This is a genomic window from Microbaculum marinum (assembly GCF_037855135.1).
GTDB classification, from domain to species: domain Bacteria; phylum Pseudomonadota; class Alphaproteobacteria; order Rhizobiales; family Tepidamorphaceae; genus Microbaculum; species Microbaculum marinum.
The window spans coordinates 313,136-338,331 of the sequence record NZ_JAZHOF010000005.1 but is presented as its reverse complement, the minus strand read 5'-3'; the positions used below and the strand labels follow the sequence as shown (position 1 = coordinate 338,331).

At 66.6% G+C, this 25,196-nt stretch carries 29 protein-coding genes; 8 read left to right on the top strand and 21 right to left on the bottom strand.

Annotated elements, in window-relative coordinates; genetic code table 11:
- Window positions 1-225: 225 nt before the first annotated feature.
- From V3328_RS14310 to V3328_RS14290, 5 genes are all read right to left on the bottom strand, one after another.
- Window positions 226-546: a hypothetical protein gene (locus tag V3328_RS14310; protein WP_340330356.1), complete on the bottom strand. Its 321-nt coding sequence runs from the start codon at window positions 544-546 to the stop codon at window positions 226-228.
- A gap of 180 nt (window positions 547-726) precedes the next feature.
- Window positions 727-1,293: a protocatechuate 3,4-dioxygenase subunit alpha gene (pcaG, locus tag V3328_RS14305; RefSeq protein ID WP_340330355.1), complete on the bottom strand. Its 567-nt coding sequence runs from the start codon at window positions 1,291-1,293 to the stop codon at window positions 727-729.
- Between the two features lie 2 nt (window positions 1,294-1,295).
- Window positions 1,296-2,000, bottom strand: a complete 705-nt coding sequence (gene pcaH / locus V3328_RS14300) for a protocatechuate 3,4-dioxygenase subunit beta (protein ID WP_340330354.1) — start codon at window positions 1,998-2,000, stop codon at window positions 1,296-1,298.
- 76 nt (window positions 2,001-2,076) lie between these two features.
- Window positions 2,077-2,847, bottom strand: coding sequence for a CoA-transferase subunit beta (locus V3328_RS14295; protein WP_340330353.1), 771 nt, complete (start codon window positions 2,845-2,847; stop codon window positions 2,077-2,079).
- Window positions 2,844-3,698: a CoA transferase subunit A gene (locus V3328_RS14290; RefSeq protein ID WP_340330352.1), complete on the bottom strand. Its 855-nt coding sequence runs from the start codon at window positions 3,696-3,698 to the stop codon at window positions 2,844-2,846. The genes V3328_RS14295 and V3328_RS14290 overlap by 4 nt, the downstream gene beginning before the upstream one ends.
- Before the next feature lie 111 nt (window positions 3,699-3,809).
- Here V3328_RS14290 and V3328_RS14285 point away from each other — a divergent pair, with 111 nt between their 5' ends.
- Window positions 3,810-4,595, top strand: a complete 786-nt coding sequence (locus V3328_RS14285; RefSeq protein ID WP_340330351.1) for an IclR family transcriptional regulator domain-containing protein — start codon at window positions 3,810-3,812, stop codon at window positions 4,593-4,595.
- 90 nt (window positions 4,596-4,685) lie between these two features.
- Here the strand turns inward: V3328_RS14285 and V3328_RS14280 are convergent, their stop codons facing one another.
- Window positions 4,686-4,901: a DUF1127 domain-containing protein gene (locus V3328_RS14280; protein WP_340330350.1), complete on the bottom strand. Its 216-nt coding sequence runs from the start codon at window positions 4,899-4,901 to the stop codon at window positions 4,686-4,688.
- A 114-nt stretch (window positions 4,902-5,015) separates the two neighbouring features.
- Between V3328_RS14280 and V3328_RS14275 the strand changes: the two genes are divergently transcribed.
- Window positions 5,016-6,362: an aminotransferase-like domain-containing protein gene (locus V3328_RS14275; RefSeq protein WP_340330349.1), complete on the top strand. Its 1,347-nt coding sequence runs from the start codon at window positions 5,016-5,018 to the stop codon at window positions 6,360-6,362.
- 3 nt (window positions 6,363-6,365) lie between these two features.
- On the opposite strand, the gene V3328_RS14270 is transcribed toward V3328_RS14275, so the two are convergent.
- The 7 genes from V3328_RS14270 to V3328_RS14240 form a co-directional block, all read right to left on the bottom strand.
- Window positions 6,366-6,866 (bottom strand): phage holin family protein, encoded by a 501-nt coding sequence (locus V3328_RS14270; protein ID WP_340330348.1) that lies wholly within the window; start codon window positions 6,864-6,866, stop codon window positions 6,366-6,368.
- Entirely contained in the window at window positions 6,866-7,246 is a 381-nt protein-coding gene (locus V3328_RS14265) for an ElaB/YgaM/YqjD family protein (RefSeq protein WP_340330347.1), read from the bottom strand. The genes V3328_RS14270 and V3328_RS14265 overlap by 1 nt, the downstream gene beginning before the upstream one ends.
- Before the next feature lie 173 nt (window positions 7,247-7,419).
- Window positions 7,420-8,055, bottom strand: coding sequence for an NAD(P)H-dependent oxidoreductase (locus tag V3328_RS14260; protein ID WP_340330346.1), 636 nt, complete (start codon window positions 8,053-8,055; stop codon window positions 7,420-7,422).
- Window positions 8,056-8,060: 5 nt separating this feature from the next.
- Window positions 8,061-8,996 (bottom strand): 3,5-dioxohexanoate:acetyl-CoA acetone transferase, encoded by a 936-nt coding sequence (gene kce / locus V3328_RS14255; RefSeq protein WP_340330345.1) that lies wholly within the window; start codon window positions 8,994-8,996, stop codon window positions 8,061-8,063.
- Window positions 8,997-9,024: 28 nt separating this feature from the next.
- Window positions 9,025-10,305: a TRAP transporter large permease gene (locus tag V3328_RS14250; protein ID WP_340330344.1), complete on the bottom strand. Its 1,281-nt coding sequence runs from the start codon at window positions 10,303-10,305 to the stop codon at window positions 9,025-9,027.
- A 7-nt stretch (window positions 10,306-10,312) separates the two neighbouring features.
- A complete protein-coding gene (locus V3328_RS14245) occupies window positions 10,313-10,885 on the bottom strand; it encodes a TRAP transporter small permease (protein ID WP_340330343.1) in 573 nt (190 codons plus the stop codon).
- A gap of 190 nt (window positions 10,886-11,075) precedes the next feature.
- Entirely contained in the window at window positions 11,076-12,080 is a 1,005-nt protein-coding gene (locus V3328_RS14240; RefSeq protein WP_340330342.1) for a TRAP transporter substrate-binding protein, read from the bottom strand.
- A gap of 295 nt (window positions 12,081-12,375) precedes the next feature.
- On the opposite strand from V3328_RS14240, the gene V3328_RS14235 reads away from it, so the two are divergent.
- Window positions 12,376-13,305, top strand: coding sequence for a DUF6282 family protein (locus V3328_RS14235; RefSeq protein ID WP_340330341.1), 930 nt, complete (start codon window positions 12,376-12,378; stop codon window positions 13,303-13,305).
- A 55-nt stretch (window positions 13,306-13,360) separates the two neighbouring features.
- Here V3328_RS14235 and V3328_RS14230 read toward each other — a convergent pair whose 3' ends face one another.
- Entirely contained in the window at window positions 13,361-14,191 is an 831-nt protein-coding gene (locus tag V3328_RS14230; RefSeq protein ID WP_340330340.1) for a transporter substrate-binding domain-containing protein, read from the bottom strand.
- A 181-nt stretch (window positions 14,192-14,372) separates the two neighbouring features.
- Here V3328_RS14230 and V3328_RS14225 point away from each other — a divergent pair, with 181 nt between their 5' ends.
- Window positions 14,373-14,927 carry a hypothetical protein gene (locus V3328_RS14225; RefSeq protein ID WP_340330339.1) on the top strand — a complete coding sequence of 185 codons (555 nt, stop codon included), beginning with the start codon at window positions 14,373-14,375 and terminating at the stop codon, window positions 14,925-14,927.
- Between the two features lie 19 nt (window positions 14,928-14,946).
- Here the strand turns inward: V3328_RS14225 and V3328_RS14220 are convergent, their stop codons facing one another.
- Window positions 14,947-15,747: an IclR family transcriptional regulator gene (locus V3328_RS14220; protein ID WP_340330338.1), complete on the bottom strand. Its 801-nt coding sequence runs from the start codon at window positions 15,745-15,747 to the stop codon at window positions 14,947-14,949.
- Between the two features lie 191 nt (window positions 15,748-15,938).
- Between V3328_RS14220 and V3328_RS14215 the strand changes: the two genes are divergently transcribed.
- Window positions 15,939-16,397 carry a VOC family protein gene (locus tag V3328_RS14215; RefSeq protein WP_340330337.1) on the top strand — a complete coding sequence of 153 codons (459 nt, stop codon included), beginning with the start codon at window positions 15,939-15,941 and terminating at the stop codon, window positions 16,395-16,397.
- Between the two features lie 4 nt (window positions 16,398-16,401).
- On the opposite strand, the gene V3328_RS14210 is transcribed toward V3328_RS14215, so the two are convergent.
- The 6 genes from V3328_RS14210 to V3328_RS14185 form a co-directional block, all read right to left on the bottom strand.
- Complete coding sequence (locus V3328_RS14210) at window positions 16,402-17,298, bottom strand: dihydrodipicolinate synthase family protein (RefSeq protein WP_340330336.1); 897 nt, start codon at window positions 17,296-17,298, stop codon at window positions 16,402-16,404.
- A 94-nt stretch (window positions 17,299-17,392) separates the two neighbouring features.
- A complete protein-coding gene (locus tag V3328_RS14205; RefSeq protein ID WP_340330335.1) occupies window positions 17,393-18,424 on the bottom strand; it encodes a Gfo/Idh/MocA family protein in 1,032 nt (343 codons plus the stop codon).
- Window positions 18,421-19,425: an NAD(P)-dependent oxidoreductase gene (locus V3328_RS14200; protein ID WP_340330334.1), complete on the bottom strand. Its 1,005-nt coding sequence runs from the start codon at window positions 19,423-19,425 to the stop codon at window positions 18,421-18,423. Before V3328_RS14200 ends, V3328_RS14205 begins: the two co-directional genes overlap by 4 nt.
- Window positions 19,426-19,459: 34 nt before the next feature.
- A complete protein-coding gene (locus V3328_RS14195) occupies window positions 19,460-20,269 on the bottom strand; it encodes an NAD-dependent epimerase/dehydratase family protein (RefSeq protein ID WP_340330333.1) in 810 nt (269 codons plus the stop codon).
- Window positions 20,270-20,294: 25 nt separating this feature from the next.
- The gene (locus V3328_RS14190) at window positions 20,295-21,143 is read right to left on the bottom strand and encodes an amidohydrolase family protein (protein ID WP_340330332.1); all 849 of its coding nucleotides are present in this window, start codon (window positions 21,141-21,143) and stop codon (window positions 20,295-20,297) included.
- Between the two features lie 46 nt (window positions 21,144-21,189).
- Window positions 21,190-22,002: an HpcH/HpaI aldolase family protein gene (locus V3328_RS14185; RefSeq protein WP_340330331.1), complete on the bottom strand. Its 813-nt coding sequence runs from the start codon at window positions 22,000-22,002 to the stop codon at window positions 21,190-21,192.
- Between the two features lie 210 nt (window positions 22,003-22,212).
- On the opposite strand from V3328_RS14185, the gene V3328_RS14180 reads away from it, so the two are divergent.
- The 3 genes from V3328_RS14180 (at window position 22,213) to V3328_RS14170 (ending at window position 25,183) form a co-directional block, all read left to right on the top strand.
- Window positions 22,213-23,184, top strand: coding sequence for a TRAP transporter substrate-binding protein (locus tag V3328_RS14180; RefSeq protein WP_340330330.1), 972 nt, complete (start codon window positions 22,213-22,215; stop codon window positions 23,182-23,184).
- A gap of 107 nt (window positions 23,185-23,291) precedes the next feature.
- Window positions 23,292-23,840, top strand: a complete 549-nt coding sequence (locus V3328_RS14175; RefSeq protein WP_340330329.1) for a TRAP transporter small permease — start codon at window positions 23,292-23,294, stop codon at window positions 23,838-23,840.
- Between the two features lie 35 nt (window positions 23,841-23,875).
- Window positions 23,876-25,183 (top strand): TRAP transporter large permease, encoded by a 1,308-nt coding sequence (locus tag V3328_RS14170; protein WP_340330328.1) that lies wholly within the window; start codon window positions 23,876-23,878, stop codon window positions 25,181-25,183.
- Window positions 25,184-25,196: the final 13 nt, after the last annotated feature.

The window sequence follows — 25,196 nt, the reverse complement described above, 5'->3', positions numbered from 1 at the left end:
CCGCACAGCCTGCGGAAGTCGCCGGCGCAAGCCTCGCGCAGTACCTTGCGGATGTCCGTCGGTGGCCCGAACTGGGCGGCGGCCGGCATGCTGGCGAGGCTGACGCCCAGGCTAGCGAGAGCCAGGGCGAGAGCGGCGACCCTCCGGGACGTCCGGCCTGCCTCCCCTGTCGCCGTGCGCTGATTCGGGCACCCTTGCAGCTTGCCGGGTACGCTCGACATGCCGTCAGGATCCCGGCGAGACCGTGACCGCGCCGGTCCTGGTGGCGCTGCGGCCATATGGGCCGACGACGGTGCGTCCGTAGGCATAGACGCCCGGCGCCACCTGCGTCACGCTGCCCGACCGGCTGACTGCACCGCCGTAGGGGCCGTAGGTGACGACGCTCCGTCCGCATGTGGAGTAGGCGCATCCGCCCGCCGCCTGGGACGTGTACGGGCCGCGAGCCGTGTAGGTCGTCGAATGGCGCGTCCAGGCCGATGCTTCAACCGCCGTCACGCCGGCCAGCACCATCACCGCCGCGCCCAGGGCCATATTCGAAAGCCGCATTGCCGATCCTCCTGACGTTGTCCGGCCGCCCTCGACCGGATCTGCGGGCAATGTCGCGCGCAAACGTCGCAGAGCTTTGCCAGGATCTGGCGAAACTGTCGGAAAGGGTCGCAGATTGTAGCTGAAGCGGCGGGCGAACGCGCCGCTCGGGTCCAGGCTCTTCGGAGGCGGGCGCCGTCTCTACCCCGCGAAGAACTGCGTCTCGCCCTCGCCCTGAAGCACGATGTCCCAGTGATAGTGGCCGTCGCCCTTGTTCCTGGCGATCAGCGACGAGCGGGCGGCATGGTCCTCGATCATGTTCAGCACCGGATCGGTGTCGTTGAGCGGCTCGCCCTCCAGGTAGACGCGGGTGAACAGCTGTTGCAGCAGTCCGCGCGCGAAGATCTGCACGACGATGTGCGGCGCCTGCAGCGCGTTGCCGCGGCCGGCCACGGGACCGGGCCGCACGGTGCGGAAGTGGAAGCGGCCCTCCGGGTCGGTGCCGACGCGGCCGAAGCCGGCGAAGTTGAGGTCGACCGGCTTGTCCTGCCGGTCCTCGGGATGGTCGTATTTGCCGGCCGCGTTCGCCTGCCAGATCTCGATCATGCAGTCGGGCACCGGCGCCCCGTCGCCATCGTAGACGTGGCCCTCGATGACGATGCGCTCGCCCTCGGCGGCCTCGCCGGCAAGGTCGTCGATCTCGTAGTTGTCGGTGAGGCCGAAATGGAAGAACGGCCCGACGGTCTGGGAGGGCGTCGTCTTCGACATGCTCAGTCCTCCATGGGGGTCGCTTCGCGACCGCGCAGCACGATGTCGAACCTGAAGGCCAGCGCCCACTCGGGCTCGGTGGCATCGAGGTCGAACTTGGAGATCATCCGTTCGCGTGCCTTTGCGTCCGTAACCGAATTGAAGATCGGGTCGAACGGAAACAGCGGATCGCCGGGAAAGTACATCTGCGTCACCAGCCGCTGCATGAAGCTCGGTCCGAACAGCGAGAAATGGATGTGCGCCGGCCGCCAGGCGTTGTGATGGTTGCGCCAGGGATAGGCGCCGGGCCGGATGGTGACGAATCGGTAGTGGCCGTCGTCGTCGGTGATGCAGCGCCCGGCGCCGGTGAAGTTCGGATCGATCGGCGCCGGATGCTGGTCGCGCTGGTGGACGTAGCGACCGGCCGCGTTGGCCTGCCACAGCTCGATCAGGGAGTTGCGAACCGGTCGGCCGTCCTCGTCCATCATGCGGCCGTGCACGATGATGCGCTCGCCCAGCGGTTCGCCGCCGTGCTGGCGGGTCAGGTCGGCGTCCTCGGGCCGCACCGTGTCATGGCCATAGGCGGGACCCGTCACCTCGGACAGCGTGTGCGGCAGGATCATCAGCGGCCGCTTCGGCACCCGGATCGGGTTCGACCGGTAGTCGGGATAGGGATGGGCGGGGGCGCTGTCCGGCGAGACGATGCGGTAGCCGTTGACGTCGCTCATCGTGCTTGTCCTCTCTCTTTGCGGCCGGACCCCGATTCGAGCGGTGCCGGCCGGCAATCCTCCCGGCAGGTTTGCCTCAGGCCGCTTTTGAATGCGCCTTGCGCGTGCGCTCGTGCAGTTCGCGCAGCGTCTCCAGTTCCGTCGCGGTCGGCGCCGGCGTGTTCGCTACCTCGTCGGCAAAGCGGATCGGCCAGCCGCAGGCTTCGGTGATCTGATCGCGCGTGATGCCCGGATGGATCGACACGACAGTGAGCTCTTTGGTGTCGGGGTCGGGCTCAAGGATGCACATGTCGGTGATCACCCGGGTCGGGCCCCTGGTCTTCAGGCCGAGGCGCTTCCGGTGGTCGCCGCCCTCGCCGTGGCCCATCGAGGTGATGAAGTCGAGATGATCGACGAAGCCGCGGCGGCTGAGCGCCATGATGATCAGGATCTCGCCGCAATGGGCGGCGATCTCCGGCGCCCCGCCGCCGCCCGGCAGCCGCACCTTCGGCTCGTCGTAGGGGCCGACGACCGTGGTGTTGAGGTTGGCGAAGCGGTCGATCTGGGCACCGCCGAGGAAGCCGAGCGTGATCCGCCCGCCCTGCAGCCAGTAGCGGAACATCTCCGGCACCGGCACGGTGGTCAGCGCCGTGTCGCACAGCTCGCCGTCGCCGATCGACAGAGGCAGCACGTCGGGCCTGGTGGCGATCGTGCCGGACTCGTAGATCAGCGTGATCTCCGGCGCGTGGGTCAGCCGGGCGAGGTTGCAGGCCGCCGACGGCGCGCCGATGCCGACGAAGCAGACGTCCTCGTTCTTCAGGAGCCGCGCTGCCGCGACCGTCATCATCTCGCTGGCGCTGTAGCTCATGGCCGGTCTCCCGCCTTTGCGTATCTTGCGAAATCCCCGGGGCCGCCGTCGAGCACGTTCTCCTTCATCCAGGCGATGAACGCGTCGCGCTCCCGGCCGATCGGGTCCCAGGCGATATAATAGGCGTTGTCGCGCTTGTAATAGCCGTGCGCATAGGAGGGGTGCGCGCCGCCCGGCACCTCGACGATCGCGGTGATCGTCCAGCTCGGCAGGATGACGGCGTTCGGCGACAGGTCGCCGAAATCGTCGACGATCTCCTCGACGGTGACGACCGCCTTCTTCGCCGCCAGCACGGCTTCCTTCTGCACCCCGACGATGCCTTCGAGCAGCACGTTGCCCTCGCGATCGGCGCGCAGCGCGTGGATGACCGTCGCGTCCGGTCGGATCGCCGGCACCGCCGCCAGTTCCTCGCCGGTGAACGGGCAGGTCACGTGCCTGATGTTCGGATTGACGTTCGGCAGGTCGACGCCGATATAGCCGCGGAACGCTGCGAAGGGCAGATTGGCGGCGCCCGCGTCGTAGGCGTTGGCCATCGCGGCGTGGCTGTGCTCCTCGATCTCCAGCCGGTGTGGCCAGCCGTTCTCCACCGCGTCGCGCAGCCGGTGCAGCGAGCCGACGCCGGGATTGCCGCCCCACGAGAAGACCAGCCTGTCGGCGCATCCCATGCCTATCAGCTGGTCGTAGATCAGGTCCGGCGTCATGCGATAGAGCGTCAGGTGCTTGCGGCCCTGGCGGATCACCTCGTGTCCGGCCGCGTGCGGAATGAGGTGGGTGAAACCTTCCATAGCGACGCTGTCGCCGTCCTGGATGCATTCCTCGATCGCGTCTGCAAGGGATGTGAAGCGCGCCACTCGGCAATCCTCTTGTTCCGAGGCACTGCGGCCCCTGGCCCTTTCTCCTGTCAGCGGGTGCTTGCGTCAACGTCTCAGTTCGCACTACGGTTCTATGTTCGTCATACGAACTTGAACATCGAGGCGCGCTTGGCTATTCGCGACGAGTCCGTGCAGTCCCTGGTCCGCGGGATCGGCGTCATCCGCAGCTTCGATGCGGGCAACCGGCGCCAGACGATCACCGACGTCGCCGCCCGCACGGGCCTGACCCGCGCCGCCGCCCGCCGTTTCCTGATCACCTTATGCGATGTGGGCCTCGCACGCACGGACGGTAAGTTCTACGAACTGACCCCGGCAATCCTCGAGCTGGCGCAGTCCTATGTCTCCTCGGCTTCCGAACTGGAGGTGGTGCAGGATGTGCTGCGCGGACTGTCCCAGGAATTCGACGAGTCCGCGTCGGCAGCGATGCTGGACGGCACCGACATCATCTATGTCGCTCGCGCCCCGGCACGCCACCGCATCATGACGATCGGCCTCGGCATCGGCACGCGCCTGCCCGCGCATGCCACCTCGATGGGTCAGGCGCTGCTGTCCATTCTCACGCCGCGCGAACTGGAGATCTACTTCTCGGCAGCCGACCTGAAGCCTCTCACCGTGTACACGCTGACCACGCGGATCGCGCTGCGGCGCCGGCTGGAGGAGGTGCGGGAGAGTGGCTACGTGCTGGTCAACGAGGAGCTCGAGATTGGCCTGCGCTCGATCGCCGCGCCCGTGCGCAATCCCAATTCCCGCTCCAACATTGCGATCAACATCTCCGCCCAGGCCGCGCGCGTTTCCGCCGACGAGATGGTCGACAGCTTCCTGCCGGCGATCCGTCGGGCGGTGCGAGCGGTCGAGCTGGCGATGGACAGCCGCTGAGGTACTGGAGCGGTTCAGAGCTATCGCAAACCCTTCGGGACGGGCAATTTCGGGACATGCCTGCACCGTCGTCCTCGTCTCTGAACCGCTCTAAGCCCGCCAGAACGGCTTTCGGACTTCCCGGCGAACGTAATCGGGGTCGATTCCAGCGTCGTCGAGCTGGAACTCGTCTAGCCCGGCCAGTTCGCGGCGTTTGCGGACCCGATCCATCCAGATCCCCGCCAGCCACAAGGGATAGAGGGCGACAAAGGCCCACCGGATGGGACGCTTCGTCCGGAGCGCGGGAGCGACAGAGGTGATTGGCATCGGAGCAATCCACAATAAAGAGAGGTATTCTATCGGTGCAATCCGATATCAATAGAATATTTATTGCGCCAAGAATAGAATTCAATCATTATATTGCACTCGGAGCAAAACCGGATGACGGACTATCGGGCAATTGCCGACCGGCTCGCCGACGACATCAGGTCGGGACGGCTGGCGGTGGGCGAGCGGCTGCCGCCGCAACGCGAGTTCGCCTACCGCAACGAGATCGCGGTCTCGACCGCCAGCCGGGTCTATGCCGAGCTTGGCCGGCGCGGCCTGGTCAGCGGCGAAGTCGGCCGGGGCACCTTCGTGTCGGGCCCGGAGCCGAGCCTGGCAGGCGTGCCGCTCTATGAGACCCGGCACGACCGCATCGACCTGGAACTGAACTACTCCGTCCTCCCGGAGGTGCCGGGGCTGGTCGCCCCGGCAATGGAAAGTCTGCTCGATCCCCGCGCCCTGGAGGCGGCGCTGCAGCCGAGCGCCATCAGCGGCAGCGGCGAGATCCGGCAGGACGCCGCACGCATCATGGCGATCGGCGGCTGGACGCCGGATCCCGAGGGACTCGCGATATCCGGTAACGGCCGCCAGGCGATCGCGGCCGCCCTGTCGGCGGTCGCGCCCGCGGGCGAGCGCATCGGCATAGAACGGATGACCTATCCGGTCGCCAAGGTGAAGATGGCCCGCCTCGGCCTCCGGGCCGTACCGCTGGCGATGGACGCACACGGGATCGTGCCGGAGGCCGTCGAGGAGGCGCACAGATCCGCACCGCTGAGAGCGATCTACCTGCAGCCGACCCTGCACAACCCGCTCGGCGTGACGATGCCGGCCGGTCGTCGCGCCGAGCTCGCCGCCGTACTGGAAAAGCACGATATCGTCGCCATCGAGGATGCCGTCTACGCCTTCCTCCACGACGCCGCCCCGGCGCCGCTCGCCGCCCACGCGCCCGATCGCACCCTGTACGTGGACAGCCTGTCTAAGCGCGTCGCGCCGGGGCTGACGCTGGGCTTCCTGCATGCGCCGGCCGGCCCGCTCCGCGAGGCGGTCTCCACTGCGGTCAGGGCCGGCGGCTGGCGTCCGCAGACCTACGGGCTGATGGCCGCAGGCCGCCTCATGCGCGAGGACATCGTTGACCGGCTGGCGGTGCTGCGCCGCAGGGATGCCGCGGCGCGTCAGGTACTGGCGCGCGACCGGCTCGCCGGGTTCGAGGTGCACGGCGATCCGCGCGCCTATCATCTGTGGCTGGAACTGCCTGAGGGCTGGCGCGCCGACACCTTCGTGGCGGCGGCCTCTCGCCGCGGAGTGGCGGTTATGCCGGCCGCAGCCTTCGCGGCCGGCCAGGGCCATGCTCCCAACGCGGTAAGGCTTGCGCTGGCGTCTCCTCCGATGGAGACGCTGGCGGCGGGGCTGGACATCGTCGCCGCGGTCGCGCGCAGCGCTCCCGACGACAACATCGTCCAGTAGCGGCTACTTCCGGAGATGGCCGAGCAGCATGCCCACGACGAACGCCCCGAGCACGAGCTGGCTGCCGGAGGCTTCCTTTCCGAACGACTTCCCGAGTGACTCGGCGTCCCTGGCGAGGGTGGTCCACGGCTCGCCGTTCATTCGAAAGCGCGCGGATGCTTCGGCCTGGGCTTCCAGAGCGGAGTGGTCGGGCTCCACCGGCATTTCCGGCTTGGGCCGGCCTCCGCTGGCCAGGGCGACCAGCAGGGCTATTGCCATCAACGCCAGAGCGACCCCGGCGACGATGAGAGCCGCGAAGTACGGCGCCATGTGGGTCCGCAACCACAGGAAAAGCGCGAACTCGGCGAAAACGAGGACGATGGCCAGGAGGATCAGGGCGGCAACGAAGAAGATCGTCCGGCGCGCCGCGTTGCGCGCCGCGTCGCGGACGGTTTCCTCGATGGCCGGGCGCACGGCGTCGACGGCGGTCTCCGCGACCGCCCGCACCATGCTGTTGATCGACACTAGGAGCGGCCCCGGGAAGCCATGCCGATCAGGAAGCCGAGGCCCACGGCGATCAGCACGGCGGCGAGTGGATTGCGATTGATCGTGCTCTCGAGTTCCCCGCTCAATTCGCTCGCCTTGGCGCCGGCCTTGCGCGCCGCGTTGTGGCCGCGGGCTTCAAGCTCCGAGGACAGTTCCGCGATCCGGCGCGTCATTTCCTCGATCTCCGACTGCAGCCGGTCACGGCCTTCGGTGGCGCCGGCCTTGGCGAGGTCCTTCGCGGCGCCCTGGATCTCGGACAGATCGTCGCGAAGTCGGCCAAGCTGGTCCATCAGCCGGTCGAAGCTCTCGGACACGTCGTCGGATCCGGCCGACTTGCTGCTTGTCTTGGTGGCGCTCATAGACGGAACTCCTTTGAATAGAATGTACGGGAGCGGGTTCTGCGTCCGGACGCCAGTCTGCCACAGCAGACCGGCTTTCGCCCATGAGCTATCGCAAAAATCGGATGGTGGTTAACCGGGGCGCATCTCGGCCCCTGCAAGGGAACCTTCGCGATGCGCAGTCTGTCCCGGGCTCAGAGCTGCTTCAGGCGCTGCTCCCACGCGGAAAGGTACTGCCTCCGCTCGTCGTCGTCGACGCGCGGCGCGGCATAGGCCACGAAGGGATCAATCACCTCCATTCCGAGATACTCGAAGACCCCGCGGTTGGCCGGTCTCAGGATCGGACCGATAGGTCCGTAAACGCCATCGGGAGAAAATCGTTCCGTCGTGCCGCCGGTGGTGACGCAGACCATCCCCCGCTTGCCCTTGAACAGGCCGCGCTCGAAGCGCAGCCCGTCGAGATAGGCGAAGCCGTAGGCCAGCACCCGGTCCGCCCACCCCTTGAGGATCGCGGGAAGGTTGGACCACCAGAGCGGAAACACCAGAATGGCGACGTCGCACCACTGCAGGCGTTCCTGCTCGCGGGCGAGTTCCGGCGAGAACCCCCCGCCCTCGGCGGCGTGCAGCTGCTCGTTCTGGTAGTGGAAGCGATCGGGGTCGTGGACGCCAAGAAAATCGTGCCGGCCCGCCACCGGATTGAAGTTCTCCGCGTACAGGTCCGATACGAGCACCTCGTGGCCGGCCGCCTCCAGCGTCGCGACGGCATGGTTCTTCAGGGCCGCGCAGAAGGAGGTCGGCTCGGGATGGGCATAGACGATGAAGACTTTCACGGGCCTCAGAACCCGACCCGGTCGGCACCCTTCAGATCGAGCATGGCCCGCGCCTCGTCGGGCGTCGCGATCTCCAGCGAGATGTCCTCGAGGATGCGCCGGATCTTGGCGACCTGCGCGGCGTTGGTTTCCGCCAGCTGGCCCTTGCCCAGATAGATCGAATCCTCCAGCCCGACCCGGACGTTTGCGCCCATCGTCGCGGCCATCGTGCAGAACGGCATCTGGTTGCGCCCGGCCGCCAGGATCGACCAGCACCAGTCGTCGCCGAACAGCTTGTCGGCAATGCGGCGCATATGGGTGACGTTGTCGGGATCGGCGCCGATGCCGCCGAGGATGCCGAAGATCGTCTGCACGAACAGCGGCGGCTTGACGAGGCCGCGGTCGAGGAAGTGGGCGAGGTTGTAGAGGTGGCCGACGTCGTAGCACTCGAACTCGAAGCGCGTGCCGTGCGTCTCGCCCAGCTCCTTCAGGATGTACTCGATGTCCTTGAACGTATTTCGGAAGATGAAATCGCGCGAGTTTTCCAGGTGCTGGCGTTCCCAGTCATGCTGGAACTCCTTGTAGCGGTCGAGCATCGGGAACAGCCCGAAGTTCATCGACCCCATGTTGAGCGAGCACATTTCCGGCTTGGCGCGCAGCGGTGCGGCGAGCCGCTCCTGAACGCTCATGCCGTGGCCGCCGCCGGTGGTGATGTTGATCACTGCATCTGTCGACTGCTTGATGCGCGGCAGGAACTGCATGAACACCTCGGGGTCCGGCGTCGGCTTGCCGTCCTCGGGATCGCGCGCGTGCAGGTGGATTATCGATGCCCCGGCTTCCGCGGCGCCGATCGCGCCCTCGGCGATCTCGTTGGGGGTGAGCGGCAGATGCGGCGTCATCGTCGGCGTGTGGATGGAGCCGGTGACGGCACAGGTGATGATCACCTTGTCTTGCTTCTTCATCGGAGCCTTTCTCTCGGCGGGGTAGGGCTTACTGAACGCCGCCAAACGAATGCGGCAGGAAAAGCGTGATGGGCGGGACCAGGGCGACGAGCGCCAGCACGAAGATGGCGATCAGCAACAGCGGTATAGCCTCCTTCGACACTTCGACAAGCGATTTACCCGATATCGCGCAGACGATGAACAGGCAGATCCCGACCGGCGGCGTGGCCAGTCCGATCACCACGTTCAGCACAACCATCATCCCGAACTGGACCAGGTCCATGCCGATGATCTGCGCCATTTGCAGCAGCACCGGCATGGTCAGGATGAGGATCGTGATCGGCTCCAGGAACATGCCGAGGATCACCAGCGCGACGTTCAGCATCAGCAGCACGAAATAGGGATTGTCGCTGATCGACAGCACGCTGCGGGCAACCTGCGCCGGCACTTGTTCCAGCGCGAAGACGAACGACACGATCGAGGCCATCGAGATGATGAACAGGACCGCCGAGGTGGTGATCGCGGTCACCGCCAGCGCCTCCCAGATCCGCCGGAAGGTGAGGTCCCTGTAAAGGAGGCCGATGGCCAGGGCGTAGGTCACCGCGACGGCCGCCGATTCCGTTGCCGTGACGATGCCGCCCTTGATGCCGACGATGATGATCAGCGGCATCAGCAGAGCGGGCAGCGTGCGGAACATGGCTTGCCGGCGCTCCGTCCAGGAGGCCTTGGGCGACACCGGGAAACCGTCGCGTCTCGCCCGCCAGCTCGCGTAGATGAGGAAGCCCGCCGTCAGCAGGATGCCCGGAAAGACTCCGGCAAGGAAGAGCTGGCCGATCGAGGCGGAGGCCAGCACGCCGTAGACGATGATGGTGATCGACGGCGGGATGATCGGACCCATGATCGCCGACACGCCGACCAGCGCCGCGGCATAGGCCGTCGGCATCCCCTGCTTCGACATTGCCGGCACCAGGATCGAGCCGAGCGCCGAGGCCTCCGCGGTGGCCGACCCCGAAATGCCGGCGAAGAACAGGCTCGACAGCACCGTGACCGAGGACAGTCCGCCCTGCCGGTGGCCGACCATGGCGCGGGCGAAGGTGATGATCCTGTCGGTGATGCCGCCGACATTCATTAGCGCGCCGGCCAGCAGGAACAGCGGAATGGTCAGGAGCACGAACGAATCGACGCCGGCCAGCATGCGCTGCGGAAAGGACAGGATCAGCATGCCGTTGCCGGTCCAGTACAGGTACATCATGCCGCCGACGCCGAGCGCCAGCGAGATTGGCACGCCGGTGACGAGCAGCAGCAGGAAGATCGACAGAAAGGGACCCATCGCGCCGCTATCCGGTGATCTGGGTGGAGGGCGGCTCGTCGCGCATCCTGACGAGGGCGCGGGCCTCGGCGACCAGCGAGACGAGGATGTGAACCACCAGCAGAGTGCAGCCGATCGTCACGGAGTGATAGACCCACAGGATCGAGACGCCGGCGGCGTGGCCGGTGATCGATTCCCAGATGAAGTCGACCGCCGGGATCGTCTGCATGTGGAAGCGGCCGAAGAAGTCGTAGCTGTTGATCACCATCAGCACCAGGAACGCCAGAACGGGTATGCTGACGATGGACTTCAGGATGAACTGGGCCTTCGCCGACAGCTTGATGGTGAGGATGTCGACGGTCACCAGCTCGCCGCGCTGGAAGGCGAGACCGATGAACAGGAAGGTGATCCAGACGAGGATGTAGCGGCAGATCTCCTCGGCCCAGATCAGCGACGCATTGAAGACGTAGCGGGCAACCACCTGGACCATCATGATGATCAGGATCGCCGCCATGGCGCTGGCGCCGATCGACATCATGATGCGCGTGTACCAGCCGACGAAGCCGCTGGGTGCGGCTTGTCCCGGGCCGCCGTCATGCATGTTCGCCGTCCCTCCCTGGTGTCGCGGGGACACCGGCAGCTTCATGTCTACGGTATGAGGTCGGATCCACCCATACGCCCGGGCAGTCTCGCCCGTTCCCCCTTGCCAGGTCGTCCCGGCCCCGCCGCCCCGTCCGGACGGATGCCGGCGGCGGGAACACCTTCGCGGAGTTCCCGCCGTTCGGTCAAGGTCAGCTGGTGCCCTGGGCCTCCTTGATGAACTCCTCGATCAGCGGCGACTTCTGCGACCACTCGTCGAGGACCGGCTTCACCTTCTGCTGCATGTTCGGAAGGTCTTCGAGCTCGACGATCTCGATCCCCTTGTTCTGGGTCAGGTCGTCGCGGGCTCCGTAGTCCTGCTCCTTGGTGTAGGCCAGCGTCGGCGCCGTCGACTTGCGGCCGGCCTCGCGCAAGGCCTGCTGGATCTCCTTCGGCAGACCGTCGAAATACGGCTTGTTGACGACGATCACCTGATGCCAGGGATAGTGCCCCGTCAGCGTCAGGTACTTGCCGACTTCCCACAGGTTCTCGCCGACGATCGAGGACACGTTGATTTCGACGGCGTCGATGACCTTGGTCTGCAGCGCGCCGTAGACCTCGCCGTAGGGCAGGCCGATCGGGTTGGTGCCGACGGCTTCCCAGATCGCCTTGTGCAGCGGCACGCCGAGGATGCGGGTCTTCAGTCCGGCGAACTCGTCGGTCTTAGTGACCGGCTCGTTGACCGTCAGGAAGTTGCGCTGGCCGATATCGACGACCTGCACGCCGACGAGGCCGGCAGGCGCCAGGTCATCGAAGATCTTCTGCGTCGTCTCGCCGGCGGCCAGATCGGCGAAGTGCTCGTAGTCGCGGATCAGGAAGGGAAGCTGGAAAGAATCCAGCGACTGGCGACCGGTCACCAGGCCCACCAGCACGCCGCTGACGGCGCCGATCTCGATGGTGCCGGCGACGGTGTTCTCGAGGTTCTGCTTGTCGTCGCCGAGCTGGCGGTTGGGGAAGATCTGGATCTCCACCGCGCCCGGCGCGATTTCTTCCAGCGCTTTCTGGAATTCGACGGTGGCTATGTGGCCCGGATGGACCTCGTTGGCCGCATGGGCGAGACGCATCTTGATCGGGCTCTGCGCCCGGGCGACGTAAGGCATCGCCAGGGTGGCTGCTGCGGCGCCTGTGGTCGCGAGTAGCTGACGGCGGGATATCATCGGTGTTCCTCCCTTTATGTTTCGAACATCGAAACGCTGTTTCAATCCATATTCTCGATTTTGGGCCGATGCTGTCAAGCCGCCCATGTGGCCCGGCGTGCTCCGAGCGGCAGGCAAGGGGTGGATTTACCGCTGACGCGACGGCATGTCCCGTTACGGTTTCTACATGCGGCAGGCCGCGTGCATGAGATGCGCGATCCGGCCACTGTCCGTGTATCGCGCTGCTTGACAGAAACGCAGTCCCGATGAAATGCTTGGCGCAACAGTGTTACGTACAACGAAACAGGAGGAGTACATGGCCCTCGGGGAAAACGGTGGGAACCGCGATCCGGAAGTCGCTGCGCTGCTCAAGGGCGCCGTCGACCTACATGTCCATTCCGGCCCTTCGGTGATGCCGCGCATCCTCGATCACGAGGAGGCGCAGGCACAGGCGGAAGAGGCCGGATTTGCTGCGATCCTGTTCAAGGATCACTACTATCCCGGTATGTCGCATGCCCAGATGCTGGAGAAAGCCTATCCGGATCGCAAAGTGAGGCTGTTTTCGGGTGTGGCGCTGAACAATCCGTCCGGCGGCATCAACCGCTACGCCGTCGACCACAACATCAAGCTGGGCGGCAAGATCGTCTGGATGCCGACCTTCGCTGCGAAGAACCACATCGAGAAGTACGCAGCCAAGAGCAAGGACGCCCTGGCGTTTCCCTCCACCCGCGAGAAGATGGTCGAGCCGACGCCGCTCACCGTCCTCGACGAGAACGGACAGCTGACCGACGAGACGAAGATGTGCCTCGATCTGATCGCCGAGGGCGACATCCTGCTGGCCGGCGGCCACCTGCACGTCACCGAGCAGGTGCCGCTGTTCGAGGAAGCCAAGAGGCGCGGGGTGAAGAAGATGATGATCAATCATCCCACCTACCTGATCGACTGTACCGATCAGGACATGGCCGACTTTGCGGCGATGGGCGTCTATCTGGAGCACTCGATCTCGATGTTCATCGAGAACGCCCGCACCAAGATGTTCGACGGCGCCGACCTGAAGCGGTTCATCGAGGCCGGCACGGTGGACAAGACCGTGCTCGGCTCCGACCTCGGCCTCACGCAGGCGCCGCCGCCGGTGGAAGGCTATCGCGAGATCGTGCGGATGCTGCTCGACCTGCAGTACTCGGAAGCCGACATCCGCAAGATGACCTCGACCAACGCGGCGAGCCTGCTCGGTATCGAGGTCTGAGGCCGCGGGCGGGACGAAGGCCCCGCCGCGTCGGCGGCGACGGCGCCGGGGCGGTCTACTCGACCACCTCGGTCTCGTCTTGGGTCAGCCGGTCGCCCCAGTCGGTGCTGTCGAACCAATAGGCGCGCAGGCGTTCCAGGAAGCCGCCAGCCTCCTTCTCGTAGATCCAGGAGTCGAGCAGGTTCAGCAGCCGCAGCGAGTCCGGCCGCACGGCGAACGCCTCGGCGGTGCGCAGCAGCGGTTCTTCGCTGATCGTCAGTTCGTCGGTATTGGCCGCCATCACCAGTTCCGGGATCGGCGAACTGGCGACGAGACCCGCGATCTCGCCGTTGAGCAGGGCGTCCTGCAGGTTCCTGTCGGCCTGGAACTGGCGGACCGTAGCATGGGCGAAGGCCTGGGCTGCCGCGAACTCTGAGACCGTCCCGCCGACGACGCCGATGGTCGTGCCCTCCTTGTCGACTGAGTCCGTCGTTACCTGGGCGCCGCCGCTGGTCCGGGCAAGGAAGTTCACCTCGGAATGGGCGTATGGCCGCGAGAAGGCGACCAGCTTGGCGCGTTGCGTGGTGATTGACAGGCCGGAGATGATCACGTCGCTCTCGCCGGCCAGCAGCGAGGGAATGAGCTGTACGAACGGCCGCTGGACAAACTGCACCTCTACGCCCAGATCGGAGGCGAGGCGGCGGGCGACGTCGATCTCGAAGCCGATCTGATCGCCGTCATGGTCGACCATCGTCCACGGCACGAAGGTTTCCGCCGCCAGGCCGACACGCAGGGTGCCGCGCGACATCACGTCCTGCAGCGTGTCGGCCGACGCGGTGGATGCTGCCAGACCCGATGCTCCCAAGGCGAGCATCATCGCCAGAAATCGTCCGAATAGCCTTGCCATTTTGGTCGCACTCCCTTTGAGCGAATGTTTCCGCACGATATCCGCCTGGCGGCGCGTTGCCGAGACCTGATCGCCGGACGCGCAGCTTTCCACACAACTGGTTCAGAATTCCGAAACAGGCCCACTTCAATGATTATGGCGTGCAGGCTATGCTGCCCGCAAGCGGCCCATGGAGGAATCGATGTCTGATCGGCACGTCTGGCATTCACGCATTGCAAGCGTCGCGGCGGCAGGGCTGCTCGCGGCCAACCTGGCCGGAGCGGCGCAGGCCGCAGGGCCGATACTGGCGCCGCCGCAGGTGCCGGACAACGAGGCACCCGTGGTGCGCGTCTCCAAGACCGGCGACAAGGTTGCCGCCGGCGTCGCCGGCGCTGTGGTCGGCGGACTGATCGGAGCGGCGGTCGCCAATTCCGACAAGAATCGGTCGCCGGGCTACTATCCGCCGCCATACGCCCCGCAACCGGCGCCGGGCTACTATCCGCCTCCGGCTCCGCCCCCGCCGCAGTACGGATCGGACGCGGCATGGCGCACCTGCGTGGCCTACGGCAACAAGTATTCGCAGAAGAGCGGCGCCCTCGGGCTGCGTCTCGACAATATCGTGTCGATCCAGCCGCGCGGCTACAACACGTTCGTCGTCTCCGCCTACATGTCGGTGCTGTGGCCCAACTACCAGGCGCGCTCTTACGTGACCTGCACGGTGACGAACGGCACCGTCACCTCCTGGCTGGTCGCCTGACCGCGCGTTCCGGAGACGTTCAGGCTGCCGCCTCCCTGGGCAGGCGGTAGCCGAGCTCGCGCGAAATCCGCCTGCCGCCGTCGACGACAAGGGCGATCTGGTCCTTCGTCGGCGGCTCGCCGAGAAACTGGATCGAATCGACCAGCGCCACGCAGCCAACGAAGACGCCGCCCGCATCGAAGATCGGCGCCGCCAGCGCATTCAGGCCGATCAGCGCCTGGTTCGGCGACGACGCCCAGCCCTTCTCGTGGATCTCCGTCAGTTCGTCGGAAAGCCGCACCGGATCGGTGTTCGTCTGCGGCGTCGCCTGCGCGAGCGTCCCGTTCAGCACCCGCAGGCGGGTGGATTCGTCGCCGAAAGCCAGCGCCACCTTGCCCTGCGCCGTGGTGTGGTACTCGATCGTCGAGCCAACCTTGACCCCGACCTCCAGCGTCGACTGTCCCGTCAGCATCGCCAGCACGTTGACCCCGTCTGCGACCGGCCGCGACAGCACCACCGGATGGCCGAGCGCGTCGCGCATCTGGCGCATCACCGGCCGCGCCACCGCGGTCAGCTCGAAATTGTCGCTGACCGCCCGGCCGAGCGCCATCAGCCGGGTCGAGACCCGGTAGCGCTCCGTATCGTCCTCGCGAAGAATATAGCCGGCGCCCACCAGCGTCTGCAGGTGCCGGTGCATGCGGCTTTTGGTGGTGTCGAAGGCGCGGGCGAGCTCGGTGACCCCGACCGAATTCTGCTGCTGGGCGAGGAACTCGAGGATCTCGAGCGCGAAGACCACGGCCTGGACTCCGTCGCCGCGACGCTCGCCGGAAATGCGTGGCATGTAAACCTCGGACTTTGGGGGCGCCTCTGCGGGCCAGCACGCGAGACGCTGTTGCGAACACCGTAACAGCATGTTCCGTTCTGGGAAACCCCGATGCTGTCGCTGCCGGCTACGGTTGGCGTTGGGCGCCCCTGGTCTACTATGATGCCCGACCACGCCTTACCGGAAGCGCCACAGGGGGAAGACGCCATATGCTCAGGCATTTCGACCACATGACCATAGTCGTCCGGGATATGGACTCCGCAACGGCCTTCTTCGGCCACCTCGGGTTCGAACTCGACAAGGACGTGGTGATCTCCGGGAAGGTCTTCGAGGACTACATGGGCGTACCTGGAATCGAGGCGCAGCACGTGACGCTGGCGCTTCCCGCCGCGCCAACTCGGACCGAGATCCAGCTCCTTCACTACCTGAACCTGCCGCAGGATGCCGATCCGGGCATTGCCGACCTGACACGGCTCGGCTTCAACCACATCTGTTTCGCCGTCGACGACCTGGACGCCGAGGTCGCACGCCTGCGCGCCGCCGGCGTCACCGTGCGCACGGACGTGCTCGACTTCCACCAGCGCAAGCTCGTCTTCCTGACGGGCCCCGAGGGCGTGACGGTCGAACTGTCGGAATGGGAACCCGAACCCGCGGCCGCCGCGCAGTGAGGCGTCAGCCGGCGACCGGCTCGGCCGACAGCCTCGAAAGATCGTCCAGCAGCGGCGCAATCTCGGAGACCGGCAGCTGCCGCAGCGGCGGCCGCACCGCGCCCCAGGAGGCAATTCCGTAGCGATCCGCCAGCACCGCCTTGATGGCCGGGATCGCCGGGCGAGCCTCGACCGTCTTGCGGTAGGCAACGATCTCCTCGTGCCGGGCGTCGGCGCGGGCCGGGTCGGTCTCGTCGATCACCGCACGGATCGCTCTGGCGTTGAGGTTGCCGGTTGCCGTGATGCAGCCGGCGCCGCCCTTGCGCAGCCCCGGCAGCAGCCAGGTTTCGGAGCCCGGGAAGATGTCGAGGTCGGGGCACGCCTCGAGCAGTGCCTCGGTGTTCGACCAGTCGCCGGAGGAATCCTTGACGCCGACGACGATCCCCTTGAACTCGTCGGCGAGCCGCCGGACCAGCGCAACGGGGAAGCCGACCTGGGCGACCGGGGGGATGTGGTAGAGGATGATGCGCGGTTCCAGACCCGAGAGCGCGTCGATCAGCCAGGCCATGGAGTCGCGGATGCCATCTGCCGATACCGCCTTGTAGTAGTAGGGCGGCAGCGTCATCACCGTGCGGCAGCCCTGCTCGAAGGCGTGCCGGCTGAGCGCGATCGTGTCCGGCACCGCCGGACAGCCGGTGCCCGGCATGATGATCTCGGCAGGTATTCCCGCAGCAATCAGGCCCTCCAGTGTCGCAATGCGTTCGGCCGAGGTGTACGAGGTCGCCTCTCCCGTCGTGCCGAACAGGGCGATCGCATCGGCGCCGTCGGCGAGCAGGGCATGGCAATGCGCGGCGAGGCGGTCGATGTCGATGTTGCGATCCCCGTCGATCGGGGTTGCGGCGGGCACGATCAGCTTCGGCATGGGGCAGCCTCCGGGTGGTTGACGGGCGAGGTATATCGCACGCCGGCACGGCCGTGCAGTCGCCTGCGCGACAGCACTGTTGTTCCCGCTCCGCTCACTTCTGCCGCACCTTGGCCGGGCGGCCCAGTTCGGAGGACTTCAGCAGTGCGTCGATCAGATAGTGCACCCGCAGCGCCTCTTCGCCACTGATCTTCGGATCGCGGCCGGCCTCGATGGCGTTGAGGAAATCGGCAAGCACCGAGCGGTGATAGTCGTTGGGAAAGGCCATCGGATCGGCGCCGGTGCCGCCGCCCGCGCCGGCCTCGCCCTCGTTGAACTCGGTACCGTCGTGGTAACGCACCTCGAGCGTGGTGCCGACGAGGCTGGCGGTGCCTTTTTCGCCGATCACGAAGATCCGCTCGGGATAGCCCGGATAGGCGGTCGTGGTGGCGCAAAGGGTGCCGATGGCCCCGTTCGGGAACCGGAGCGCGGCGGCGACGATGTCCTCGGTCTCCATCTCGTGCACCGGGCTCGTCGCGGCGAAGGCAGAGACTTCCGTGGGCAGGCCGAGGAGCGCAATCGCCAGGTCGAGCGTATGGATCGCCTGAGTGATCAGCACGCCGCCGCCATCGCGAGCGAGCGTGCCGCGGCCGGGCTGGTCGTAGTAGGACTGCGGTCGCCAGTTGGCCACGCTGACATCGACCCCGACAAGCCTGCCGAGCCGGTCGTCGGCAAGCAGTTCGGCGAGCCTGAGGCCCGAGGGGCGGAACCGGTGCTGCAGCACCAGGCCGAGGCGGACGCCGGCCTTGCGGCACTCCCTGACCAGCGCTTCGGCCCGTTCGGTGGTGACCTCGACCGGCTTCTCCAGCAGCACGTGCTTTCCGGCCCGTGCGCAGGCCGTGGCAAGCTCAAGATGGGTGTTCGGCGGCGTCAGCAGCATGACCGCCTCGACGGTGTCGTCGGCGAGGATCTGCTCGAGGCTGTCGGCGATCGGCATCGTCCAGTCCGCTGCGAACGACGCCCGCCGCTCGGCGCTGGGACTGAACGCCCAGGCAACCTCGACGCGGTCGTCGAGGTCGGCGAGGCTCTCCGCGTGCGGCCTGACCGCCATGCCGAGTCCCACCAGGGCGATCCGGTGCCTGCTCACTGACGCTTTCCCATCCGATACTCGCTCATCCTCCTCGCAAACACTCCGTTCAGCGCGCCGTGCGGAATGCGGCCCGACAGGATCTCCGCCACCTGCCCGACCGTCTCCATTGCCTGCGCGTGCGCGGCCTGCCGCGTCAGGCCGCCGACATGCGGTGTCGCGATCACGTTCGACAAGGCGGCGATGTCCATGCGCGGCATCTGTCCCGGTTCGTTGCCCACATCGATCGCGGCGCCGGCGATCCGGTTGCGGATGAGCGCCTCCTTCAATGCATCGTCGTCGACGAGCGGCCCGCGCGCAAGGTTGAGGAAGTATGCCGTCGGCTTCATGCGGGCCAACGCATCGGCGCCGATCATCCGGTCGGTGACCGGCGACGAGATCGCCAAGCAGACGACGAAGTCGGACCGTGCCAGCAGGTCTTCGAGGCCGACCCGACGCACGTCGTCGCGGTCCGGTGTCACATGCGGATCGGTCGCGAGCACGGCCATGCCGAAGGCCCGGCCAAGCCGGGCCACCTCTCGGCCGATCGCGCCGTAGCCGATCACCCCGAGGGTCGCGCCGGACAGCTGCACACCCATCCGCGCCGTCGGCATCGAGCCGGAGCGGTAAGTGGTCGCCGCATCGGTTACGCCTCGGGCAAGATCGATGATCATCCCGAACGTCAGCTCCGAGACGGCGGCAACGAATGTCGGGCCGGCATGGGTGACCAGTACGCCTGCGGCCGACGCGGCGTCGACTTCGATGTTGCGGATGTCGACGGCTGCCCGGCACACCGCCGCGATGGTCGGTGCGGCGGCGAAGAAGTCGTCCGTCACCCGCGTCAGCCGGTCGCAGACGATCAGGTCGCAGCCTACGGCGAGCGCCGCCAGTTCCGCCGTGCCAAGAACATGCCCTGCCGCGTTGACCCGCACGTCTCCCAGCGCCTCGAGCGCGGCGAAGGCCACGTCGTCAAAACGCGTCTCACGCTCCTCGCGCGAATGGGTCAGCAGGATCTTGGCCACGCACCCTCCAGGCGTTCGATCTTTAGGTGCCGGATCACATTGGCGGCTTGGTCGGATCGCCGCCGGTCTCGGTGACGCAGAACGAGCCGCCCTGGTGGTCCTCGATGCGCGGGTCGTCGGTGATGCCCGGGCTCTCGGCGAGCACCTGCGAGGCATAATCCTCCGCCCGGTCCCGCGGCGTGTAGCCGAGCCGTATGGCGTTGGAGTTGTCCCACCACGCCCGCTTGTTGTCGGACATGCCGTAGACGATCTCGTGGCGGATGCCCGGCCGCTCCAGTCCGATGCCGATCAGCTGGACGAGGTCGCGCGGGCTGAGCCAGATCGCCAGCCGGCGCGCATCGGCGGGCCGGTCGGCAACGTTGCCGATGCGGATCGACAGGACTTCGGCCCCGTACTTCTCCGCGTACAGGCTGCCCAGCGATTCGCCGAACGCCTTGCTGGCGCCGTAGCGTGAATCCGGCTTCGGGGTGACGTCGACGCCGATCGTCTGGTCGCGGCGGTAGAAGCCCACGGCGTGGTTGGAGGAGGCGAACACCAGCCGCTTCACCCCTTCCATCCGTGCCGCCTCAAAGATGTTGTAGGTGCCCTCGATATTGGCGCTGAGGATCGCCGGCCACGGCCCTTCGACCGAATACCCGCCGAAATGGACGATCCCGTCGACGCCCTCGACGGCCTTGCGCAGCGCGTCGAAGTCCGCGAGGTCCGCCGGGACGTCCTCCTCGTCGTCCGTCCGGTCGCCGACCGGCGCGATGTCGGACAGGCGCAGCCGGTAATGCTCGCGCAGCAGCGGCCGGATCATCCGCGCCGCACCGCCGGCCGCTCCCGTCAGAAGGATCAGTTTCATGTCACTTCCCTGTTCGGATCGATGCTCAGGCGAAACCATACAGTTCGGCCGGGTTGTCGACGAGGATCCGGTGGCGCGTCGCCTCGTCGGGGCACCAGTCGAGTAGTATGTCGAGCAGCATCGCGTCGTCCGGCGGGTTCGGCTGGGCGGAAGGATGGGGCCAGTTGCTGGCCCACATCATCCGCTCCGGCGCCGCCGCGATCAGCTCGCGGGCGAGCGCGCCGACGTCGACGTAGGACGGCGGCCCGGCCTTCGAGGTTTCGTAGGGTGCCGACAGCTTGACCCAGGTATTGCCCCGCTCGACCAGCCCGAGCAGCGTCTTGAAGGCCGGATCCTTCGGCTGCACCGGCTCCAGGAACTTGCCGGTGTGGTCGATCACCAGCCTGCCGGGCAGCCGCCGGATCACGGCCTCCTTCTCGGGCAGGAGCCGGCCGTCGAGCTGCAGTTGAACGTGCCAGCCGAACCCTGAAACCTTCGCCGCCATCTCCTCGATGATCTCCCAGGGCAGCACGCCGCCCGGCAGCATGTGGAACCGCACGCCGACCGCACCGCGGTCCGTCAGGTCCCGCATCTCGGCGTCGCTGGTGCCGGTGCCAACCACCACGACGGCCCGCGCCCGGTCGCTCCCGAGCGCCGCCACCGCGTCAATCGTGCAGCGATTGTCCTTCGCATAGGCGGACGGCTGGACGACGACGACACGGTCGACCCCCAGCCGCCGCATCACCTCCTCATAGTGCGCCGCCGGCGCGAAGACCGGGGGAAACGGCGAGGTCGGCGCGATCGGATAGTCGTCCTGCGCCCCGTAGACATGAATGTGCGTGTCACAGGTGCCGGCCGGCGCCTTGAGTCGCGGTTCTGGGAGGGAATCGGTCATCGCGTCCTTCCGGTTCTGCGGATTGCGGTCGACGCCGGCGGCGTTCTCAGGAAGCCCTGTCGGTCTCGGCGAACCGCGCGTGCTGCCGGTCCCGGGCGCCGGCGAAACTGCGTGCCAGTGCGTCGGTGTGCCGGGCCAGCACGCCGACGTCGCTGCCGACGGCGACGAAGGTGAAGCCCATGTCGATGTAGCGCCGCGCGTCCTCCTCGACCGGGGCGAGCGTGCCGATCGGCTTGCCGGCGCCGCCGACCGCGGCGTGGATCGCGGCAACCGCCTCGCGGACCTCCGGGTGGTTGGGATCTCCGAGATGCCCGAGGCTGCCGGACAGGTCGGAGGGGCCGACGAAGACGCCGTCGACCCCGGCCACCGAAGCGATGGCGGCGGCGTTCTCCAGCCCCCGGCGCGTCTCGATCTGGACGAGGACGCAAATCTCGCCGGCGGCGATGTGGAGGTAGTTGTCGATGCGGCCGAACTGGTTGGCGCGGTGACTGGTCGCCACGCCGCGTATGCCGAGCGGCGGATAGCGCGTCGCCGCGACCGCCTTCTCGGCGTCCTCGGCGGTCTCGATGAAGGGAACCAGCACCGTCTGCGCGCCGATGTCCAGGATCCGCTTGATCAGCACCGGATCGTTCCAGGCCACCCGTACCACCGGCGACGACTCGCTCGGCGCCAGCGCCTGGAGCTGGTGCAGCACGGCAGGAACCTCGGTCGGCGAATGTTCGGTATCGATGACGATCCAATCGAACCCGGCCCGCGCCAGCAGTTCGGCCGCCAGCCCGGTGGTGAGCTGCGACCACAGGCCGATCTGCAGCCGTCGCTCCTCGAGCGCATGCTTGAACGCGTTCCTGGGGAGCTGCATGCCGTCTCCTGTCCGACGCCGCGGGTGAGACGCCGAAGCGGCTTGTTCCGTTCTGCCCCGGCGTGATAAGGTCATACTACTGATATGACAAATTCGAAGCAACCGACCGAAGGGGAAATGTAGACGGCGATCCGGCTGAGCGGGCAGGCACGAGCCGCAAGATCCGCCAGCCGCAAAGAGGCGAACAAGCAAGGGAAGGAGGAAGCGCTTATGACTGTTTCAATCAGGAAGCTGACGCTTGCCGCGGTAGCGGCGGCGGCCACCGCGGCGCCCGCATCGGCGCTCGAGATCAAGTCGAGCGACGTGCACCCGATGGGGTATCCCACCACCGACGCCATCGAGTACATGGGCCAGCTGCTGAGCGACTGGACCAACGGCCGCATCACCATCAAGATCTTCCACTCGATGCAGCTCGGCGGCGAGAAGGAGGCCCTCGAGCAGGTCCAGCTCGGGGCGCTCGAGATGACCCGCGTCAGCGTCGGCGTGGTCGGTCCCATCGTGCCGGACTTCAACGTCTTCAACCTGCCGTACGTGTTCCGCAGCCTCGACCAGATGCACAACGTCGTCGACGGCGAGATCGGCACCGCGCTGCTCGACAAGCTGTCGGCCGGCGGGCTGATCGGGCTCGGCTACATGGATGCCGGCTCCCGGTCCTTCTACAACAAGACCAAGGCCATCGAGACGCCGGCGGACCTCGCCGGCATGAAGATCCGCGTCATGCAGAACCCGATCTTCGTCGACATGGTCAACGCGCTCGGCGGCAACGGCCTGCCGATCGCCTACAACGAGCTCTATACCGCGATGCAGACCGGCGTCGTCGACGGCGCCGAGAACAACCCGCCCTCCTACGAGTCCGGCAAGCACTACGAGGTCGCCGGCTACTACACGATCGACGAGCACCTGATGGTGCCGGAGATCTTCGTGTTCTCCAAGAAGGTCTGGGACACCCTCGACGAGGTCGACCGGCAGCTCATCCGCAACGCCTCGGTGCTGGCGGCGCGCAAGGAGCGCGAGCTGTGGGCGGCGCGCGAGAAGGCGTCCATGGACATCCTCAGGGAGAAGGGCGTGACGATCGTCGAGAACGTCGACAAGACGCCGTTCATCGAGGCCACGAAATCGGTCCGCGAAAAGCATGGCGCCGACTACGCCGATCTCCTGAAGCGGATCGAGGCGACGAAGTAGCGCGAGTTCGGCTCGTTGCGAGGCGTCCGGCGCCGGTCCAGCGACCGGCGCCGGTGTCCTGAAAGACGCCGGTCTCCACACGAGTGCGATTCCACGGGACGATGCCGATGCGACCGATCTACGTCCGCCTGATGGACAGGCTCTACTGGCTCTGCATCGGCATCGGGATCGTGTCCGTCGTCTGCATGACGCTGCTGATATTCGCCGGCGTGATCATGCGCTACATCTTCCTGATCGGCGCCAACTTCGCCGAACCGCTGTCGATCTTCTTCGCCGTCCAGCTCACCATGTACGGCGCCGCCGCCTGCCTGCGCGCCGGCGTCCACCTGCGTCTGACGCTGTTCGTCGACATGTTGCCCGAGCGGCTGCGGCCGCTGCCGATGCACTTGGTCCAGCTCCTGCTCGGCGCCATCGGCGTGTTCATGGTCATCTACGGCCAGAGCCTGGTGCGCACCACATGGTTCCAGGCCTATCCGGAGTTCGTCTACGTGCGGGTCGGCTTCGTCTATTCGGCGATCCCGATCAGCGGGCTGTTCACGGTGCTGTTCGTCGTCGAGAGCTGGCTCTATCCGCAGGCTATGGCGCAGGAGCTCGAGGACGAGGCGCGGCACGCAGAGAAATTCGCCGAGGAAGAGGCCAGGAGGCTGACGCTGTGAGCCCCATGCAAGCCGCCGAGAGGGGAGCCTGAGGGATGGGAGGCGCGTTCGCCCCGGTCGTGCTGCTCGGCAGCCTGTTCGCGCTGCTGATCCTCGGCATGCCGATCGCCTACGCGCTCGGCGTCGCCGCGCTCGTCTCCGCCATCTATGTGGGCCTGCCGCTCGAGGCGGTGCTGCTGAAGGTCTCCGACGGGGTCGACGATTTCGCGCTCCTCGCCATCCCCTTTTTCGTCTTCGCCGGCGCGCTGATGGCGGAGGGCGGCATGGCGCGCCGCCTCGTCGCCTTCGCCAATATCTTCGTCGGTTTCCTGCGCGGCGGCCTGGCGATGGTCAACATCCTGTCGTCGATGTTCTTCGGCGGCATCTCGGGATCGGCGGTCGCCGACACCTCGTCTATCGGCTCGATCATGATCCCGATGATGAAGAAGCAGGGCTACGAGGATCATTTCGCCGTCAACGTGACGATCACCTCGGCGACGCAGGGCATCATCATCCCGCCGAGCCACAACGCCATCATCTACACCTACGCGGCCGGCGGCACGATCTCGATCGCGCAGCTGTTCATGGCCGGCATCGTGCCGGGAATAATGATCGGGCTGGCGCTGATGATCCTGGCCTTCGTCGTGGCGACGAAGCGCAACTATCCGAAGGGCGAGCCGGTCGCGATCCGCGACGCGGCGCGCATCACCTGGGAGGCGATCGCCGGCCTGTTCACCGTCGTCATCATCGTCGGCGGCATCATCGGCGGCATCTTCACGCCGACGGAGTCTGCGGCCGTCGCCGTCGTCTGGGCCTTCCTGGTGACGATGTTCATCTATCGCGACATGGGCTGGCGCGACCTGCCGCGGGCGCTGCACGGGGTCATCCGGACTGTCGCCATGGTGATGATCGTCATCGGCTTCGCGGCGAGCTTCGGCTACATGATGACCCTGATGCAGGTGCCGGCCAAGACCACAGCCTTCCTGCTGCAGCTGTCAGACGACAAGTACGTCATCCTGATGTTGATCAACATCATGCTGCTGGTGCTGGGCACCTTCATGGACATGGCGCCGCTGCTGCTGATCTGCACGCCGATCCTGCTGCCGGTGGTGCTCGCGGTGGGAGTCGACCCGGTCCACTTCGGCATCATCATGATGCTCAACCTGGGAATAGGCCTGGTGACGCCGCCGGTCGGCACGGTGTTGTTCGTCGGCTGCGCCATCGGCAAGGTGTCGATAGAGAAGGTCAGCCGCCATCTGTGGCCGTTCTGGTTCGTGATGATTGCGGTTTTGCTGCTGGTCACGTATTTCCCGGTCTTCGCACTGTATCTTCCAAGCCTGCGCTACCCCGGGGTGTCCTATTGAAGACTGTGGCTGT

Coding starts and splice junctions, on each gene's coding strand:
- V3328_RS14310 (WP_340330356.1), bottom strand. CDS start 546: ATGCGGCTTTCGAATATGGCCCTGGGCGCGGCGGTGATGGTGCTGGCC.
- pcaG (WP_340330355.1), bottom strand. CDS start 1,293: ATGTCGAAGACGACGCCCTCCCAGACCGTCGGGCCGTTCTTCCATTTC.
- pcaH (WP_340330354.1), bottom strand. CDS start 2,000: ATGAGCGACGTCAACGGCTACCGCATCGTCTCGCCGGACAGCGCCCCC.
- V3328_RS14295 (WP_340330353.1), bottom strand. CDS start 2,847: ATGAGCTACAGCGCCAGCGAGATGATGACGGTCGCGGCAGCGCGGCTC.
- V3328_RS14280 (WP_340330350.1), bottom strand. CDS start 4,901: ATGCCAATCACCTCTGTCGCTCCCGCGCTCCGGACGAAGCGTCCCATC.
- V3328_RS14275 (WP_340330349.1), top strand. CDS start 5,016: ATGACGGACTATCGGGCAATTGCCGACCGGCTCGCCGACGACATCAGG.
- V3328_RS14265 (WP_340330347.1), bottom strand. CDS start 7,246: ATGAGCGCCACCAAGACAAGCAGCAAGTCGGCCGGATCCGACGACGTG.
- kce (WP_340330345.1), bottom strand. CDS start 8,996: ATGAAGAAGCAAGACAAGGTGATCATCACCTGTGCCGTCACCGGCTCC.
- V3328_RS14250 (WP_340330344.1), bottom strand. CDS start 10,305: ATGGGTCCCTTTCTGTCGATCTTCCTGCTGCTGCTCGTCACCGGCGTG.
- V3328_RS14245 (WP_340330343.1), bottom strand. CDS start 10,885: ATGCATGACGGCGGCCCGGGACAAGCCGCACCCAGCGGCTTCGTCGGC.
- V3328_RS14240 (WP_340330342.1), bottom strand. CDS start 12,080: ATGATATCCCGCCGTCAGCTACTCGCGACCACAGGCGCCGCAGCAGCC.
- V3328_RS14235 (WP_340330341.1), top strand. CDS start 12,376: ATGGCCCTCGGGGAAAACGGTGGGAACCGCGATCCGGAAGTCGCTGCG.
- V3328_RS14230 (WP_340330340.1), bottom strand. CDS start 14,191: ATGGCAAGGCTATTCGGACGATTTCTGGCGATGATGCTCGCCTTGGGA.
- V3328_RS14225 (WP_340330339.1), top strand. CDS start 14,373: ATGTCTGATCGGCACGTCTGGCATTCACGCATTGCAAGCGTCGCGGCG.
- V3328_RS14220 (WP_340330338.1), bottom strand. CDS start 15,747: ATGCCACGCATTTCCGGCGAGCGTCGCGGCGACGGAGTCCAGGCCGTG.
- V3328_RS14215 (WP_340330337.1), top strand. CDS start 15,939: ATGCTCAGGCATTTCGACCACATGACCATAGTCGTCCGGGATATGGAC.
- V3328_RS14210 (WP_340330336.1), bottom strand. CDS start 17,298: ATGCCGAAGCTGATCGTGCCCGCCGCAACCCCGATCGACGGGGATCGC.
- V3328_RS14195 (WP_340330333.1), bottom strand. CDS start 20,269: ATGAAACTGATCCTTCTGACGGGAGCGGCCGGCGGTGCGGCGCGGATG.
- V3328_RS14190 (WP_340330332.1), bottom strand. CDS start 21,143: ATGACCGATTCCCTCCCAGAACCGCGACTCAAGGCGCCGGCCGGCACC.
- V3328_RS14185 (WP_340330331.1), bottom strand. CDS start 22,002: ATGCAGCTCCCCAGGAACGCGTTCAAGCATGCGCTCGAGGAGCGACGG.
- V3328_RS14180 (WP_340330330.1), top strand. CDS start 22,213: ATGACTGTTTCAATCAGGAAGCTGACGCTTGCCGCGGTAGCGGCGGCG.
- V3328_RS14175 (WP_340330329.1), top strand. CDS start 23,292: ATGCGACCGATCTACGTCCGCCTGATGGACAGGCTCTACTGGCTCTGC.
- V3328_RS14170 (WP_340330328.1), top strand. CDS start 23,876: ATGGGAGGCGCGTTCGCCCCGGTCGTGCTGCTCGGCAGCCTGTTCGCG.